The sequence below is a fragment of the Stenotrophomonas sp. 112478_Sma genome (genome assembly GCF_056479905.1).
The window spans coordinates 3,254,078-3,268,246 of the sequence record NZ_CM151072.1 but is presented as its reverse complement, the minus strand read 5'-3'; the positions used below and the strand labels follow the sequence as shown (position 1 = coordinate 3,268,246).

16 protein-coding genes are annotated in these 14,169 nt (G+C 66.8%); 12 read left to right on the top strand and 4 right to left on the bottom strand.

Going from position 1 to position 14,169, the window contains the following annotated elements:
• Positions 1–26 precede the first annotated feature (26 nt).
• Both ACZK08_RS14965 and bioA read right to left on the bottom strand, forming a co-directional pair.
• On the bottom strand, positions 27–764 hold the full coding sequence (locus ACZK08_RS14965) for a 16S rRNA (uracil(1498)-N(3))-methyltransferase (protein WP_065174789.1): 738 nt from the start codon (positions 762–764) through the stop codon (positions 27–29).
• Positions 755–2,146 carry an adenosylmethionine--8-amino-7-oxononanoate transaminase gene (gene bioA, locus ACZK08_RS14960; protein WP_065182614.1) on the bottom strand — a complete coding sequence of 464 codons (1,392 nt, stop codon included), beginning with the start codon at positions 2,144–2,146 and terminating at the stop codon, positions 755–757. The genes ACZK08_RS14965 and bioA overlap by 10 nt, the downstream gene beginning before the upstream one ends.
• Positions 2,147–2,223: 77 nt before the next feature.
• Here bioA and nudE point away from each other — a divergent pair, with 77 nt between their 5' ends.
• The 10 genes from nudE (at position 2,224) to ACZK08_RS14910 (ending at position 9,574) form a co-directional block, all read left to right on the top strand.
• Complete coding sequence (nudE, locus tag ACZK08_RS14955) at positions 2,224–2,787, top strand: ADP compounds hydrolase NudE (RefSeq protein ID WP_053520252.1); 564 nt, start codon at positions 2,224–2,226, stop codon at positions 2,785–2,787.
• Positions 2,784–3,587, top strand: a complete 804-nt coding sequence (cysQ, locus tag ACZK08_RS14950) for a 3'(2'),5'-bisphosphate nucleotidase CysQ (protein WP_053520253.1) — start codon at positions 2,784–2,786, stop codon at positions 3,585–3,587. The genes nudE and cysQ overlap by 4 nt, the downstream gene beginning before the upstream one ends.
• A gap of 12 nt (positions 3,588–3,599) precedes the next feature.
• Entirely contained in the window at positions 3,600–4,439 is an 840-nt protein-coding gene (gene mazG, locus ACZK08_RS14945) for a nucleoside triphosphate pyrophosphohydrolase (RefSeq protein WP_053520254.1), read from the top strand.
• Positions 4,436–4,762 (top strand): YnfA family protein, encoded by a 327-nt coding sequence (locus ACZK08_RS14940; protein ID WP_065182615.1) that lies wholly within the window; start codon positions 4,436–4,438, stop codon positions 4,760–4,762. The genes mazG and ACZK08_RS14940 overlap by 4 nt, the downstream gene beginning before the upstream one ends.
• A gap of 68 nt (positions 4,763–4,830) precedes the next feature.
• A complete protein-coding gene (locus ACZK08_RS14935; RefSeq protein ID WP_065182616.1) occupies positions 4,831–5,133 on the top strand; it encodes an Mpo1-like protein in 303 nt (100 codons plus the stop codon).
• A 66-nt stretch (positions 5,134–5,199) separates the two neighbouring features.
• Positions 5,200–6,159: an SPFH domain-containing protein gene (locus ACZK08_RS14930; RefSeq protein WP_053520257.1), complete on the top strand. Its 960-nt coding sequence runs from the start codon at positions 5,200–5,202 to the stop codon at positions 6,157–6,159.
• Position 6,160: 1 nt separating this feature from the next.
• On the top strand, positions 6,161–6,595 hold the full coding sequence (locus ACZK08_RS14925) for an NfeD family protein (protein ID WP_065182617.1): 435 nt from the start codon (positions 6,161–6,163) through the stop codon (positions 6,593–6,595).
• Positions 6,596–6,697: 102 nt separating this feature from the next.
• Positions 6,698–7,810: a glycine cleavage system aminomethyltransferase GcvT gene (gcvT, locus tag ACZK08_RS14920; RefSeq protein ID WP_053520259.1), complete on the top strand. Its 1,113-nt coding sequence runs from the start codon at positions 6,698–6,700 to the stop codon at positions 7,808–7,810.
• Positions 7,811–7,903: 93 nt separating this feature from the next.
• The gene (gene gcvH, locus ACZK08_RS14915; RefSeq protein WP_053520260.1) at positions 7,904–8,299 is read left to right on the top strand and encodes a glycine cleavage system protein GcvH; all 396 of its coding nucleotides are present in this window, start codon (positions 7,904–7,906) and stop codon (positions 8,297–8,299) included.
• A 774-nt stretch (positions 8,300–9,073) separates the two neighbouring features.
• Entirely contained in the window at positions 9,074–9,574 is a 501-nt protein-coding gene (locus ACZK08_RS14910; RefSeq protein ID WP_065174792.1) for a histone, read from the top strand.
• Between the two features lie 140 nt (positions 9,575–9,714).
• Here ACZK08_RS14910 and ACZK08_RS14905 read toward each other — a convergent pair whose 3' ends face one another.
• Positions 9,715–11,115, bottom strand: coding sequence for a serine hydrolase domain-containing protein (locus ACZK08_RS14905; protein ID WP_053520262.1), 1,401 nt, complete (start codon positions 11,113–11,115; stop codon positions 9,715–9,717).
• A 285-nt stretch (positions 11,116–11,400) separates the two neighbouring features.
• Here ACZK08_RS14905 and ACZK08_RS14900 point away from each other — a divergent pair, with 285 nt between their 5' ends.
• Complete coding sequence (locus ACZK08_RS14900) at positions 11,401–12,729, top strand: NTP/NDP exchange transporter (RefSeq protein WP_478452251.1); 1,329 nt, start codon at positions 11,401–11,403, stop codon at positions 12,727–12,729.
• Between the two features lie 75 nt (positions 12,730–12,804).
• Positions 12,805–13,155, top strand: a complete 351-nt coding sequence (locus ACZK08_RS14895) for a DUF1304 domain-containing protein (protein ID WP_053520264.1) — start codon at positions 12,805–12,807, stop codon at positions 13,153–13,155.
• A 473-nt stretch (positions 13,156–13,628) separates the two neighbouring features.
• Here ACZK08_RS14895 and ACZK08_RS14890 read toward each other — a convergent pair whose 3' ends face one another.
• Entirely contained in the window at positions 13,629–14,096 is a 468-nt protein-coding gene (locus tag ACZK08_RS14890; protein WP_065182618.1) for a hotdog fold domain-containing protein, read from the bottom strand.
• Between the last annotated feature and the right edge of the window lie 73 nt (positions 14,097–14,169).

Genomic DNA, 14,169 nt, shown 5'->3' with positions numbered 1-14,169 from the left:
CGTTGGCGTGCAGGTTGTCGGTGGACCTAACCGAGATCACCCAGCCGCGCCTGCAACGCGGCGATCGCGGCCAGCCCGGCGGTTTCCGTGCGCAGGATGCGCGGGCCCAGCTGCAGGCCCTGGAAGCCGGCGGCAGCCAGCTGCTCGCGGTCGCGTGGCGACCAGCCGCCCTCCGGGCCAATCGCGATCACGATGCCGCCCGCGGGCGCCGCTGCCAATGTCGACAGCCGGTGCGAACCCATCGGGTCCAGGGTCAACCGCAGCGTATCGGCGGGCAGCGAAGCGGTTGCCTGCGCCAGCGACAGCGGCGCACCCACCCGTGGAATGCGCGCGCGCCCGGACTGGCCACAGGCCGACTGCACGACGTTGTTCCAGTGCGCCACGCGCTTTTCGGCGCGGGCCGCGTCCAGCTTCACCTCGGTGCGTTCCGCGTTCACCGGCAGGATGCTGCTGACGCCGAGTTCGGTGGCCTTCTGCAGGATCAGGTCCATCTTTTCGCCGCGCGCGATGCCCTGCATCAGGGTGATGGCCAGCGGCGATTCGATGTCGATGGCCTGCACGCTGTCGATGCGTGCCTGCACTTCGCGCTTGCCGACCACGGTCAGCGTCGCAGCGTAGTCATGGCCATCGCCGTTGAACAGGACGCAGCCATCGCCTTCGCGCAGGCGCATCACCCGCACCAGGTGGTTGGCGGTCTCCTCGGGCAGGGTCACGGTCTGGCCGCTGTGCAGCGGCAGGTCGATGGGACAGCGGGTCACGCGCATGCAATCGCCTCGTCGATGGCAGCCAGCGTGGTATGCGCCAGCAGATCCAGTTGTTCGTCGTCCACGCAGTACGGTGGCATCCAGTACAGCACATCGCCCAGCGGGCGAAGGACCACGCCGCGCTTCAGTGCTGCCTTGTACGCGTGCAGGCCGAGCCGCAGTCCGGGGTCGAAGGGCGTGCGCTTGTCGCCGCCGCGCGACAGTTCGAATGCCACCACCATGCCGGCCTGGCGCACATCGGCCACATGCGGGTGGTCGGCAAACGGTGCCGCGAGGGTGCCCATCACCGATGCGGTGCCGCGGTTGCGCGCGATAACATCGTCGCTGCCGAAGATGTCCAGCGTCGCCAGCGCCGCAGCGCACGCCAGCGGATTGCCGGTATAGCTGTGCGAGTGCAGGAACGCACGCTCGCGGGAGTCGTCGAGAAAGGCGTCGTACAGGGCCTGCGTGGCCAGGACCGCGGCCAGCGGCAGGAACCCGCCGGTCAGGCCCTTGGACAGGCACATCAGGTCCGGCATCACCCCGGCCTGTTCGCAGGCGAACATCGTGCCGGTGCGACCGAAGCCGGTGGCGATCTCGTCGGCGATCATGAACGCACCGTGCGCGTCGCACAGCTCACGCACGCGCTGCAGGTACACCGGATCATGCATGCGCATGCCCCCGGCGCACTGCAGGCGGGGTTCCAGGATCACCGCGCATACTTCACCGGGGTGCTGGTCGAACAGCGTCGCCAGGCCATCGGCGGCCTGGCGCGCACGCTCGGCGGCGCTCTGCCCTGGCTCGGCCAGGTAGGCGTCGGGCGAGGGTGCGAACAGCCCTTCGGCCAGCAACGGCGCGTACACCCGCCGGTACAGTGGGATGTCGCCCAGCGCCAGCGCACCGAGCGTTTCACCGTGGTAGCCGTTTTCCAGCGCGATGAAACGCGTACGCCGGGTCTCGCCGCGGTTATGGAAGTAATGGAAGGCCATTTTCAATGCCACTTCCACCCCGGCCGAGCCGTTGTCGGCGTAGAACACCTTGGCCAGCGGATCGCGCCCGGCCTGCCGCGGGGCCAGTGCCAGCAGGCGTTCGGCCAGGGTGATCGCCGGCTCATGGCTGAAGCCGGCCAGCATCACCTGTTCCAGCTGGCCGGCCTGGGCCGCGATGGCGCCGCCGATGCGGGGCTCGGCGTGGCCGAACAGATTCGTCCACCAGCTGCTGACGGCATCCAGATAGCGGTTGCCGTCATGGTCGATCAGCCACGCACCCTCGCCGCGCGCGATCGGCACCAGCGGCAGGGTGTCGGGATGCTCGCGCATCTGTGTGCACGGATGCCACAGCACCTGCAGGTCGCGTTGCCGCCAGTGCAGGGCCAGCGGGGAGGGGGTTGGGTCTGCTAGCATTTCGGGCTCATGAACATGTTGCTGCCTGCACATTCTATCGGCCCCGGCGCCCGCGTCGGCCGCCGCGGAGATTCCGCATGAACGATGACCGTGCCAGCCGTCGCCTGCCGATCATCCATCGGATCACCGATGAAGAGAACGGTCCCTTCCAGCGCCAGCATCTGGATCTGGAATTCTCCAATGGTGAACGCCGCCGCTTCGAGCGTCTGGTCAGTCGTGGCCACGGTGCGGTGGTGGTGGTGCCCATGCTCGACGACGAGACGGTGCTGCTGGTGCGTGAATACGCCGCCGGGGTACATCGCTACGAGCTTGGCCTGGTCAAGGGCCGGATCGATGCCGGCGAGACCCCCGAGCAGGCCGCCGATCGCGAACTGAAGGAAGAGGCCGGCTATGGCGCGCATCGGGTCGATGTGCTGCGCGCCATGACGCTGGCGCCGACGTACATGAGCCACCAGTCGTGGCTGGTGGTGGCGCGCGACCTGTATCCGGAAAAGCTGATCGGGGACGAGCCCGAGGAGCTGGAGGTGGTGCCCTGGAAGCTGTCCGAGCTGGACCGGTTGATGCTGCGCGAGGACTTTTCCGAGGGCCGTTCGCTGGCGGCGTTGTTCATCGCCCGCCAGTGGCTGCAGGGAGCCCGATGATCAAGCTGACCACGGATCTGCGCGAGACCGCGATCGCCATCGCGCAGGAAGCCGGCCAGGCCATCATGCAGGTCTACGCCGAAGGATTCGACGTGCGGATCAAGGACGACAACAGTCCGGTGACCGCCGCTGACCTGGCCGCCAACCAGGTCATCGAGCAGGGTCTGCGGCAACTGACCCCGGATCTGCCCATCCTGTCTGAAGAGTCGGCCCAGGTGCCCTGGGAACTGCGCCGCCATTGGGGCGCCTACTGGCTGGTCGATCCGCTTGACGGTACCCGCGAGTTCGTCAAGCGCAACGGCGAATTCAGCGTCAACATCGCCCTGATCTACCAGGGTGCCCCGGCGTTTGGCGTCGTGCTGGCGCCGGTCACCGGCATTCTGTGGCACGCCATGCGCGGCGAACTGGCGTACCGCCGGCAGGGACTGCACGACACCGTGCTGCGCACGCGCAGCCCGGCGACCGCTCCGCTGCGGGTGGCGGCAAGCCGCTCCCACCGCTCGCCGGAAACCGAAGCGCTGCTGGCGCGCATGGGCCGCATCGAGACCATCGCCCAGGGCTCGTCGCTGAAGTTCTGCCGCATTGCCGAGGCGGGCCTGGATGTGTACCCGCGGCTCGGCCCGACCTCCGAATGGGATACCGCCGCCGGCCAGTGCGTGCTGCACGCGGCGGGCGGCGCGGTCCTCTCGGCGGCGACCGGCAAGCCCTTCCGCTACAACCGCCGCGAGACGCTGTTGAACGGCGATTTCATCGCCCTTGGCGATACCAGCCTGCCGTGGCGCGACTGGTTGTCCGACTGACCTGGAGGCCGCATGAGCGCGCACGACACCCCCACCGCCGGCAGTGCCGCCAGCACCGAACTGGAACGCCTGCTGGCGATCATGGCCCGCCTGCGTGATCCGCAGGGCGGCTGCCCATGGGACCTGGAGCAGGACTTTGCGACCATTGCCCCGTACACCATCGAGGAAGCCTACGAAGTCGCCGATGCGATCGATCGTGGCGACCTCGATGATCTCTGCGACGAGCTCGGCGACCTGCTGCTGCAGGTGGTATTCCATGCTCGCATGGCCGAAGAGCAGGGGGCGTTCGCTTTCGCAGAGGTTGCCCGCGCGATCAGCGACAAGATGCAGCGCCGCCATCCGCATGTCTTCGCCGATGTCAGCGTCGATGATGCCGATGGGGTCATGCGCAACTGGGATGCGATCAAGCGCGCGGAGCGGGCAGCCAAGGGCGAACAGGACCATTCCGCCCTGGCTGGAATCTCGCGGGGCCTGCCGGAGTGGCAACGCGCGGTGAAGCTGCAGTCGCGCGCGGCCAAGGTGGGCTTCGACTGGCCGGGCCCGCTGCCGGTCCTGGACAAGGCAGCCGAGGAACTGCAGGAACTGCGCGAGGAGTTCGAGCGCGGCGACATCGCCGGCAACAAGGCGCGGCTGCAGGAGGAACTGGGCGACCTGTTGTTCGTCTGCGCCAACCTGGCGCGCCACGCCGACATCGACCTGGGCGCCGCGCTGCGCGGTGCCAACCACAAGTTCGAGCGTCGCTTCCGGGCGATGGAGGCACAGGCCGAGGCACAGGGCACATCCCTCGCCTCGCTGGACCTGGACGCGCAGGAAGCGCTCTGGCAGCACGCCAAGGCCGCCGAGAAGGAATGAAGACACTCGGCCTGTTCCTGCTGACCGCGCTGGCCGAGATCGTCGGCTGCTACCTGCCGTGGCTGTGGCTGCGCAAAGGAGGCAGCGTCTGGCTGCTGCTGCCGGCGGCGGCCAGTCTGGCCCTGTTCGCCTGGCTGCTGACCCTGCATCCGACCGCCAGTGGCCGCGTCTATGCCGCCTACGGTGGCGTGTACATCGGCACCGCGCTGTTCTGGCTGTGGCTGGTCGATGGCGTCCGGCCCAGCCGCTGGGATCTGCTGGGTGCTGCACTGTGCCTGGCGGGCATGGCGGTGATCATGTTCGGGCCGCGCCAGCCGGGCTGACCGCCGGCAGTGCCAGGCCCGCCGGAAAGGGGCATGATGGGGCGGATCGTGGCGTTGGGAGTGCGCACATGTCCCGTTTCTCCAGCTTCCGTGACTTCTATCCGTTCTATCTCAGCGAGCACCGCCATCCGGTGTCGCGGCGCCTGCACTTCATCGGCAGCTGCGGCGTACTGCTGCTGGTCGCTGCGGCGATCCTGCGCGGCCAGCCGCTGCTGCTGTTGACGGCATTGGCCTGTGGGTACGGGTTCGCGTGGGTGGGGCACTTCTTCTTCGAGAAGAACCGCCCGGCCACGTTCCGCCACCCGCTGTACTCGTTCCTGGGCGACTGGGTGATGTTCATCGACATCCTGCGCGGGCGGGTGCGGTGGTGAGAACGTGTGCACGCCGCATTCACACGCTATGCTCGGGGTTGGACGTCTACCGATAAGGAAAGCCTGATGTTCCCGACCATGTTCTTTACCGTGGTACTGGCCTTCGTGGCCGTGGTCATCCTGTTCAAGGCCGTGCGCATGGTGCCGCAGGGATATGAATGGACTGTCGAGCGGTTCGGCCGCTACACCCACACCATGACCCCCGGCCTGCACTTCCTGATCCCCATCGTGTACGGCGTGGGGCGCAAGGTGAACATGATGGAGCAAGTGCTGGATGTACCCAGCCAGGAAGTGATCACCAAGGACAACGCCGCCGTGCGCGTCGACGGGGTGGTGTTCTTCCAGGTGCTGGACGCCGCCAAGGCCGCCTATGAGGTGGCCAACCTGGAAGTGGCCATGATCGCTCTGGTCCAGACCAACATCCGTACCGTGATCGGCTCGATGGACCTGGACGAATCGCTGAGCCAGCGCGAGGTGATCAATGCCCAGCTGCTCAGCGTGGTCGACCATGCCACCAACCCGTGGGGCGTGAAGGTGAACCGCATCGAGATCCGCGACATCCAGCCGCCCCGCGATCTGCTCGACGCGATGGCGCGGCAGATGAAGGCCGAGCGCGAGAAGCGTGCGCAGATCCTGGAGGCGGAAGGCTCGCGGCAGTCGGAGATCCTGCGCGCCGATGGCGAGAAGCAGGCCACCGTGCTGGAGGCGGAAGGGCGGCGCGAGGCAGCGTTCCGCGATGCGGAGGCACGCGAGCGCCTGGCGGAAGCCGAAGCGATGGCGACCAAGGTGGTGTCGGCGGCGATCGCCGAGGGCGATGTGCAGGCGATCAACTACTTCGTCGCCCAGAAGTACGTGGAAGCGTTCAAGGAACTGGCCAGCTCGCCGAACCAGAAGCTGGTGCTGATGCCGATGGAGGCCAGTGGGGTGATCGGCTCCATCGCCGGCGTGGCCGAGCTGGCCAAGCAGGCACTGGCCAGCCAGGACAACAAGGCGGCCGGCAAGCGACCGCCGCCGATCGGAGGCTGACATGCGCTGGGACGTCGTCGCCTGGGGGGCGCTGGCCCTGCTCCTGTTCGCTGCGGAGGCTCTGCTGCCCGGCGCGTTCATGCTGTGGATCGGCATCGGCGCTGCAGCGGTGTTCGTGCTGGTGGCGATCTTTGCCGGCATCCCGCTGCTGTGGCAGGTGGTCGCCTTCGTCGTGCTGAGCGTGCTTTCGATCCAGTGCTACCGGCGCTGGGGCAGGCCGCGGGCACGCGCCAGCGACAAGCCGTTGCTGAACCGCCGCGCCGAGCAGCTGATCGGTCGGGTGGTGCCATTGCAGCAGGGCATCACGGACGGGCAGGGTCGGGTCAGCATCGACGATGCGTACTGGCAGGTCAGCGGTCCGGAACTGCCGGCCGGGGCACGGGTGCGGGTGGTCGCGGTGCAGGGCAGCACGCTGGTGGTTGAAGCGGCCAGCTGAGCCTGCGGGCGGTACGTGCGCGAACCGCTGCGGTGCGGCACGCCCGTGGGCGATCGATCTGGGATAATGGGGGTTCTTGTTTCCTCTGCTGCCGGAACGGTCATGACCCAGAAGACGCTGCTCAACGATACCCACCGCGCCCTCGGCGCCAAGATGGTCGATTTCGGGGGTTGGGACATGCCCATCCACTACGGCTCGCAGCTGGACGAGCACCATCTGGTGCGTCGCGAGGCCGGCGTGTTCGACGTCAGCCACATGACCGTGGTGGACCTGCGCGGCGAGCAGGTCAAGCCGTTCCTGCGCCGCCTGCTGGCCAATTCCATCGACAAGCTGAAGGTGCCGGGCAAGGCGCTGTACTCGTGCATGCTCAATGCCGAAGGCGGCGTCATCGATGACCTCATCGTCTATTACCTGGGCGAGGACTTCTTCCGCATGGTGGTCAACGCCTCCACCCGCGAGAAGGATCTGGCCTGGCTGCGTACGCAGGCCGCTCCGTTCAACGTGTCCGTTGAACAGCGCCCTGACCTGGCCATCCTCGCCGTGCAGGGGCCGCAGGCGCGCGAGCTCGTCATTGGTCTGGTCGGCGCCGCCGACCGCGAGGCGCTGGGCAAGCTCGGCCGCTTCGCCGCGCTGCAGGTGCGGTCCGATGAGGGCGTCGAACTGTTCGTTGCCCGTACCGGTTACACCGGTGAGGACGGTTTCGAGATCCTGCTGCCGCAGGAGGCCGTGGTCGGGTTCTGGAACCGCCTGCTGTCTGCAGGCGTGAAGCCGGCTGGCCTCGGTGCCCGCGACACCCTGCGCCTGGAGGCCGGCATGAATCTGTACGGCCAGGACATGGACGAAGCCATCAGCCCGTACGAAGCCGCACTGGCCTGGACGGTGTCGCTGGACGAAGGCCGTGACTTCATCGGTCGCGACGTGCTGGAAGCGCAGAAGGCCGCCGGCAATGCGCGGCAGATGATCGGCCTGGTGATGGACGAGAAGGGTGTCCTGCGCCACGGCCAGGTAGTCACCACGGCCGGCGGCCAGGGCGAAATCCTGTCCGGCACCTTCTCGCCGACGCTGGCCAAGGGCATCGCCTTTGCCCGAGTGCCGGCAGGTGACCTCGGCCAGGTCACGGTCGATATCCGTGGCCGGCAGGTGCCGGTGCGCGTGGTCAAGTTCCCCTTCGTGCGCGAAGGCCAGGCCCAGCCCGGCGTGCTCGCCGACGCCTGATCCGAACGTGCCGGACGTCACTGACAGCAGTGGCGGCCGGTTGGTTACACTAGCCCCGTTTTTTCCACCCCCTGCAAATCCTGGAGCAGTCCCATGAGCGAGATCCCCGGCGACCTCAAGTTCCTCAAGTCCCACGAGTGGGCCCGTGTCGAAGGCAATGGCCGCGTTACCGTCGGTATTTCCGACCACGCCCAGGGCCTGCTGGGTGACCTGGTCTACGTCGAACTGCCGGAGGTCGGCGCCGACGCCAAGGCCGGCGAGCAGATCGCTGTCGTCGAGTCGGTGAAGGCGGCCTCGGACGTCTACAGCCCGATCAGCGGCAAGGTCGTCGAGGTCAACTCGGCGCTGTCCGACAAGCCGGAAACCATCAACGAAGATGCCTACGGCGAGGGCTGGATGTTCGTGGTCGAACTGTCCAACGCCGAAGAGATCAACGAGCTGCTGGACCCGGACGCTTACGCCGAAGTCCTGGAGAACGACGACCACTGAGTCGTTGTTTCCTGGTTTGAGAACGGCCACCTTCGGGTGGCCGTTTTCGTTCCGGCGACCGCGCCGGACTCATGACGCCCGGTTCGCTGCACACCCACGACGCGGCATCAGACGCTTCGGAAGGGTGTCTTCGGACGCGCGCAGTTTTGCGCAAATCCGCGTTTCCACCCCGCGCCGGCGCGTTCAAATGTGAAAACTTTTCCTGCCTCGTTGCGGCCCCGTTGTGGTGGCGCGGCAGGCCGCTGCGATACGTAGCCCGGGTGCGCGCGCGAGGTGGCGCAGGAATGGCACGCATCTACGCAGAGTGCTTATTTCAAGTGTTTTTTCTTGAGCGCGCGCGCACGCAGTGGCGCGCGTGGCGGTCGTGTTGTGCACGCCAGCGGTGTCTGCGGAAGCGAAACGAGGACGCTGGAGGCGGTGTCCGGGACGGCGCCAATGTGAAAATTTTTCGCGGGGGTTGTTGACAGTAAAAAAAAGCGTGATTAGGTTTCGCCTCAGCAGACCTTGCCTGCCCAACCGAGTGCGCAGAATCAATCGTCCGATGCGAAGCAGCCCCTCGAAAGCCACCGCGATCCCCAAGACGGTGGACATGGCCCCGCTTCCCCCGGAGAAATGCAAGGAAACTCCCGTTCCGATGCCTGCTCCGCCGATCGAGGCAGGCATTGCCGCATCCGTAACGGCGCGCCTGACGCGCCGGCGGTCCCCGCACGCAGCATCCGCGGGTTTGATCCACCTGGGCGTTTCAACTCCCTATCACTGACGAGGAGCCATCCCATGGCAACCAAGAAAGCTGCGAAGAAAAAGCCCGCCGCCAAGAAGGCGGTGAAGAAGGTCGCTAAGAAGGCCGCTGCCAAGAAGGCAGTGAAGAAGGTCGCAAAGAAGGCGACCGCCAAGAAGGCGGTGAAGAAGGCTGCGAAGAAGGTCGCCAAGAAGACCACTGCGAAGAAGGCAGTGAAGAAGGCGGCAAAGAAGGTAGCCAAGAAGCCGGCGAAGAAGACCGCGAAGAAGGCAGTGAAGAAGGTCGCCAAGAAGGCAGCGAAGAAGACTGCAAAGAAGGCCGCCAAGAAGACCACTGCCCGCAAGCCGGCCAAGAAGGTCGCCAAGAAGGCGACCAAGAAGGCCGTAAAGAAGGTTGCGAAGAAGGCGGCCAAGAAGGCGACCAAGAAGGCTGCCCCGAAGAAGGCAGCGAAGAAGGTCGCCAAGCGCAAGCCGGCCGCCCGCAAGAAGAAGGCCGCTCCGGTCGCTCTGCCGGCAACCCCGGCGCCGCTGATCTAAGTACTTCCCGATAGCCGTACCCTGAAACCCCTTCCTCGGCTGCCCAGCGAGGAGGGGGTTTTTTTATCCCCTGCCTGCAGCCCGCAAGAAAAAAGGGCGACCGATGGGCCGCCCTTCCGGTGATGCCAGGGAGTGCCGGTTCAGCGCGGCGAGGCGACCGCGCGGTTGCTGGATGCACCCTTGCCCTTGCGCTTGTCCTGCTGCGCCGGGCTTGCGCCCTCGGCCATCAGGTTGTCGCTGCCGAAGTCGGTATCCACGTCCAGCCAACGTTGCGAGGGAAGGCCAAGCGCGGAGTCGAGCACGGTCGGCAGCAGGCCGCTGGGCAGGCCGCTTTCGCCGTTCCACATGATCGCGATGCCGAGATCACGCTCCGGGACCAGAGCGACAAGGCCACGGTAGCCCTGCACGGCGCCGGCGTGGAACACCACGTCATGACCGGCGTAATCGAAGGTGCGCCAGCCGAGCGCGTAGCCGGCCGAATGCAGACGCTCGCGGCGCCAGCCCGACCGCATTTCGCCCGGCGTGTTGATCAGGCTCGAATGCAGGGTGGCCAGCAGCGGTGCCGGCAGCACGTCGGGGCGATGACCGGTGTGGGCCAGCAGCCACTGTGCCATGTCGCTGGCACTGGCGTTGACGCCGGCCGCCGGCGCGACCCGGTAGTAGGTCGGTTTCGGCGTCAGCGACACCCAGCCATTACGGCTGCGCACATGCGGACGTGCCCACCGCGAACTGGCCTGGATGCCGGCCAGGCCGAGGCTGGCATCGTTCATGCCCAGCGGCTTGAAGATGCGGCGCTCGACCGCCTGCTCGTAGAAGCTGCCGGAGGCGGCGTAGACGACGTCGCCGATCAGGCTGAAGGCCACGTTCTGGTAGGCGTAGCAGTCGCCTGGCAGGCACTTGAGGCTGGTGTTGGCCAGCTTCTGGGTCAGTGCGTAGTACTCGGCGTTGCCTTCGATGTCACGGTCGTAGGCGTTGTAGGGCAGGCCGACGCGGTGGCTGAGCACGTCGGCGACGGTCAGACGCTCGGTGGCTTCCGGCGAGTTGAGGCGGAAGCCGGGCACATAGTCGGTGACCTTGCTGTCCCAGCGCAGCGTGCCGTCATTGACCAGCAGGCCGGCCATGGTGCCCGCGAAGGCCTTGGACAGCGAGGCCAGCCGGAACACGGTATGGGCATCGACCGGCAGCGGATTGTTGACGTCGGTGACGCCGTAACCGCGCGCACTCAGCACGCGTCCGCCCTGCACGATCGCCACCGCCATGCCCGGCACGCGCTCGCCATAGGTGAGCTGCTGCGCCATCGATTCGATGTTGGCAACGTTGAAGCCGGGGGCGGGTGCCTGCACCTGCGGCATCAGGCCGGTACGGTAAGCGGCCGGCTGGGTATGAGCGACGGCCGGCGCGGCCGCGGTCTCGATGTTGGCCGGCATCGGCGGCAAGGCCGGCGGGGTCTGCGCGGTGGTGGACAAGGCAACGGGCATCAGCATGCCCAGCAAACCGGTGGCCGCCGAACGGATCGGACGACGCAGGCTGTTCTTTTTCATCGGTTGGACCCGTGCGCGACTGCTGATGGCGATTCTAGCGCCGCTTTTCGCCTGTGCACAAACAAAGCGAAGATGAATGCGCATCTCGTTGAAAAAGTTGGAATTTTGACGCTGCCGGATTGTGAATCCGAACGTATCGGCGGTTGCCCGTGCGAGTCCCCTGCGGTGCCACCTGCGTGCCGCGCTGGCGATGTTGCAGTGCATTGGCTAACGTACGCGCTTTGCCGCCCCCCCGGAGCCTGCCATGCCGCTGTCCAACCGCTGCCTGCTGGCGTGGGGCGCCGCATGAGTTCGGTGCAGGACGGGAGGCCGTTGCGCGGGCTGCTGGCAGCGCTGCGCGAGTCCCCGGCACTGTGGTGGTCGTTCCTCTACTTCTTCTGCCTGCTGAGCGGCTACTACGTGCTGCGACCGGTACGCGAGGCGATGGCGGCCTCGGCCGACCTGGAGACGGTGTTCCCGCCAATGCTGATCGCCTGGTTCGCCAGCCACGGCATCGCACTGAAGGATTTCGTCCTGCAGTTCCTGTTTTCCTGCGTGTTCGTGATCATGCTGGTGCTGCAGCCGGTCTATGGCTGGCTGGTCAGCCGCTTTCCGCGGCGGGTATTCCTGCCGGCCGTGTATGGCTTCTTCATCGCGACCCTGCTGGGCTTCTACGCACTGTTCGACAGTGGCGTGCCGGGGCGGGGCATGGCCTTCTTCTTCTGGGTCATGGTGTTCAACCTGTTCGCCGTCGCCGTGTTCTGGAGCTTCATGGCGGATGTGTTCTCCAACGTGCAGGCCCGTGCGTACTACGGCTACATCGGCGCGGCCGGCACGCTCGGCGCGTTCCTCGGCCCGATCATCACCAGTGCGCTGGTGCAGCGGGTGGGTATCGCCAACCTGATGCTGGTCTCGGCCGGCTTCCTGATCGTGTGCCTGCTGTGCATCTGGCGCTTGCGGCACTGGGCGGTGCTGCGTGAACGCGAGCAGCAACTGGTCTCCGGCGAGCAGCCGATGGGCGGCAGCGTGCTTGATGGCCTGAAGCTGATCGCGCGCGAGCCCCTGCTGCGCTGGCTGGCCATCATGGTGGTGTTCGGCGTCGGCGTGGGAACGCTGCTGTACAACCAGCAGGCCAGCATCGTGCGCGCGTCGTTCACCGACCCTGCGGCGAGCACCGCATTTTTCTCGCGCATCGATCTGGCGGTGAACGCGCTGGCCCTGCTGATGCAGCTGGGCCTGACCCGCTGGCTGCTGTCGCGCCACGGCATCGCTCCGGCGCTGTTGATTCCCGGCTTCGCGATCCTGATCGGCTTCTCGGTGCTGGCGGCGTCGCCGATGCCGCTGATGGTGGCGGTGGTGCAGGTGATGACCCGGGCCAGCGAGTTCGCCCTGGCCAAGCCGGCACGCGAGACGATCTATACCCGTGTCGACCGGCAATGGCGCTACAAGGCCGGTGCGGCCATCGACACGGTGGTCTATCGTGGTGCCGACCTGAGCTTCACCTGGGTGCACAAGGGACTGGCATTGTTCGGTTCGCACGTGGTGTTCATCGGAGGCGTTGCGGTGGCCGCGTTCATGACGCTGGCCGCGTTCGGCGTGCTGCGCGAAGAGAAGAAGCTGCCCCGCGACCGCTGATTTTCCGGGGTCGGATCCTTTTCCGGCAGGAAAGGGATCTGACCCCATTCTCCATCCCTGTTCAAGGAACCGCCCATGTACTGGATCGCACTCGCCCTGACTCTGCTGGTCGCCCTGCTGCACGTCTACTTCCTGGTGCTGGAGATGTTCCTGTGGACGCGGCCACTGGGGCTGAAAACGTTCCGCAACACGCCGGAGAAGGCGCAGACCACACAGGTGCTGGCGGCCAACCAGGGGCTGTACAACGGCTTCCTGGCGGCCGGCATCGTGGCGGGGCTGGTGATGGCACAGCCGGTGCTGGTGACGTTCTCGCTGGCCTGCGTGGTCGTGGCGGGGTGCTATGGCGCGTACAGCGTGAGCCGCCGGATCTTCATGATCCAGGCGCTGCCGGCGATCCTGGCGCTGGTGCTGCGCGCGCTGGTGTGAGTTCCGGCCAACGGCGCAGCCCCTCGTGGGTTGGCCGCGTAGAGCGTGTCATGGGTTTGGCCAGGCAGGTTGGGTTCGCGGGGGACGCCGCAAGTACGTCCCTGTAGGCTTGGCCGCGGCATCCATGCCGCGGACACCCCCGCGAACCCAACCCGCCCGGCTCCTGACAGTTTCCGCGGGCGTCCAGCCCACGGAGAAGAAAAAAAAAGAGCAAACAGCAACACCAACAGCAAAAGCGGCCGATGGGCTGCTTTTGCTTCTGCTCTTCTTTTTTCTTCTGCGTGGGTTGGACGCCGCACAGATCTGTCAGAGGCCGGATGGGTCGGGCCGGGCGGGGTATCCGCGCCATGGTTGGCGCGGCTAAGCCCCCAGGGATGGGTTCACGGCGTCCCCGCCTGGCTCGACCCATCCGGCCCAACCGATAACCGCATGCCGCGACCAACCCACGAGGGGCTGCGCCGTTGGCCGGAACCTCACTTGGCCGGCGACATCCACATGTCGATGACGGCGCTGAACACTTCGGTCCCTGCACGGTCGCGCACGCTCACCGTCACCGGCAGCGCATAGCCCTGGGCCGCGACCACGATCGGCTGCGCCGGCAGTGCCACCGCCTGCAGCGTGCCGCGTGCCTTGGCCAGGTACTGCACCTGCATGCCCTTGGGGATCCAGCGCATGCCCTTCGGCAGTGATGCATCAACCATCAGCCCGGCCGTCAGTTCGGCCAGATTGCACATCGCGATCGCGTGCACCGTGCCGATGTGGTTGCGCACCCTGCGTCGGTCCGCCAGCGTACCTTCGCAGCGGCCGTTTTCCAGGCGGGTGATGCGCGGCGCGATGCTGGCGAAGTAGGGCGCCTTGAAGCACACCGCGCGCGAGAACAGCCAGGTGCCGGCAGGCCAGCGCTGCAGGCGGTTGTAGAGCGAGAGCAGGGGCGTGGACATGGTGGGATTCCGTTGGGCGGATAAAGCGACGGCGGGCCGAGGCCCGCCGTCGAGGCAACGCGTGTCGCGGGCG

Excerpts from the sequence above, each read along its gene's own strand:
- ACZK08_RS14965 (WP_065174789.1), bottom strand. The coding sequence starts at position 764 with ATGCGCGTGACCCGCTGTCCCATCGACCTGCCGCTGCACAGCGGCCAG.
- bioA (WP_065182614.1), bottom strand. The coding sequence starts at position 2,146 with ATGCTAGCAGACCCAACCCCCTCCCCGCTGGCCCTGCACTGGCGGCAA.
- nudE (WP_053520252.1), top strand. The coding sequence starts at position 2,224 with ATGAACGATGACCGTGCCAGCCGTCGCCTGCCGATCATCCATCGGATC.
- cysQ (WP_053520253.1), top strand. The coding sequence starts at position 2,784 with ATGATCAAGCTGACCACGGATCTGCGCGAGACCGCGATCGCCATCGCG.
- mazG (WP_053520254.1), top strand. The coding sequence starts at position 3,600 with ATGAGCGCGCACGACACCCCCACCGCCGGCAGTGCCGCCAGCACCGAA.
- ACZK08_RS14940 (WP_065182615.1), top strand. The coding sequence starts at position 4,436 with ATGAAGACACTCGGCCTGTTCCTGCTGACCGCGCTGGCCGAGATCGTC.
- ACZK08_RS14935 (WP_065182616.1), top strand. The coding sequence starts at position 4,831 with ATGTCCCGTTTCTCCAGCTTCCGTGACTTCTATCCGTTCTATCTCAGC.
- ACZK08_RS14930 (WP_053520257.1), top strand. The coding sequence starts at position 5,200 with ATGTTCCCGACCATGTTCTTTACCGTGGTACTGGCCTTCGTGGCCGTG.
- ACZK08_RS14925 (WP_065182617.1), top strand. The coding sequence starts at position 6,161 with ATGCGCTGGGACGTCGTCGCCTGGGGGGCGCTGGCCCTGCTCCTGTTC.
- gcvT (WP_053520259.1), top strand. The coding sequence starts at position 6,698 with ATGACCCAGAAGACGCTGCTCAACGATACCCACCGCGCCCTCGGCGCC.
- gcvH (WP_053520260.1), top strand. The coding sequence starts at position 7,904 with ATGAGCGAGATCCCCGGCGACCTCAAGTTCCTCAAGTCCCACGAGTGG.
- ACZK08_RS14910 (WP_065174792.1), top strand. The coding sequence starts at position 9,074 with ATGGCAACCAAGAAAGCTGCGAAGAAAAAGCCCGCCGCCAAGAAGGCG.
- ACZK08_RS14905 (WP_053520262.1), bottom strand. The coding sequence starts at position 11,115 with ATGAAAAAGAACAGCCTGCGTCGTCCGATCCGTTCGGCGGCCACCGGT.
- ACZK08_RS14900 (WP_478452251.1), top strand. The coding sequence starts at position 11,401 with ATGAGTTCGGTGCAGGACGGGAGGCCGTTGCGCGGGCTGCTGGCAGCG.
- ACZK08_RS14895 (WP_053520264.1), top strand. The coding sequence starts at position 12,805 with ATGTACTGGATCGCACTCGCCCTGACTCTGCTGGTCGCCCTGCTGCAC.
- ACZK08_RS14890 (WP_065182618.1), bottom strand. The coding sequence starts at position 14,096 with ATGTCCACGCCCCTGCTCTCGCTCTACAACCGCCTGCAGCGCTGGCCT.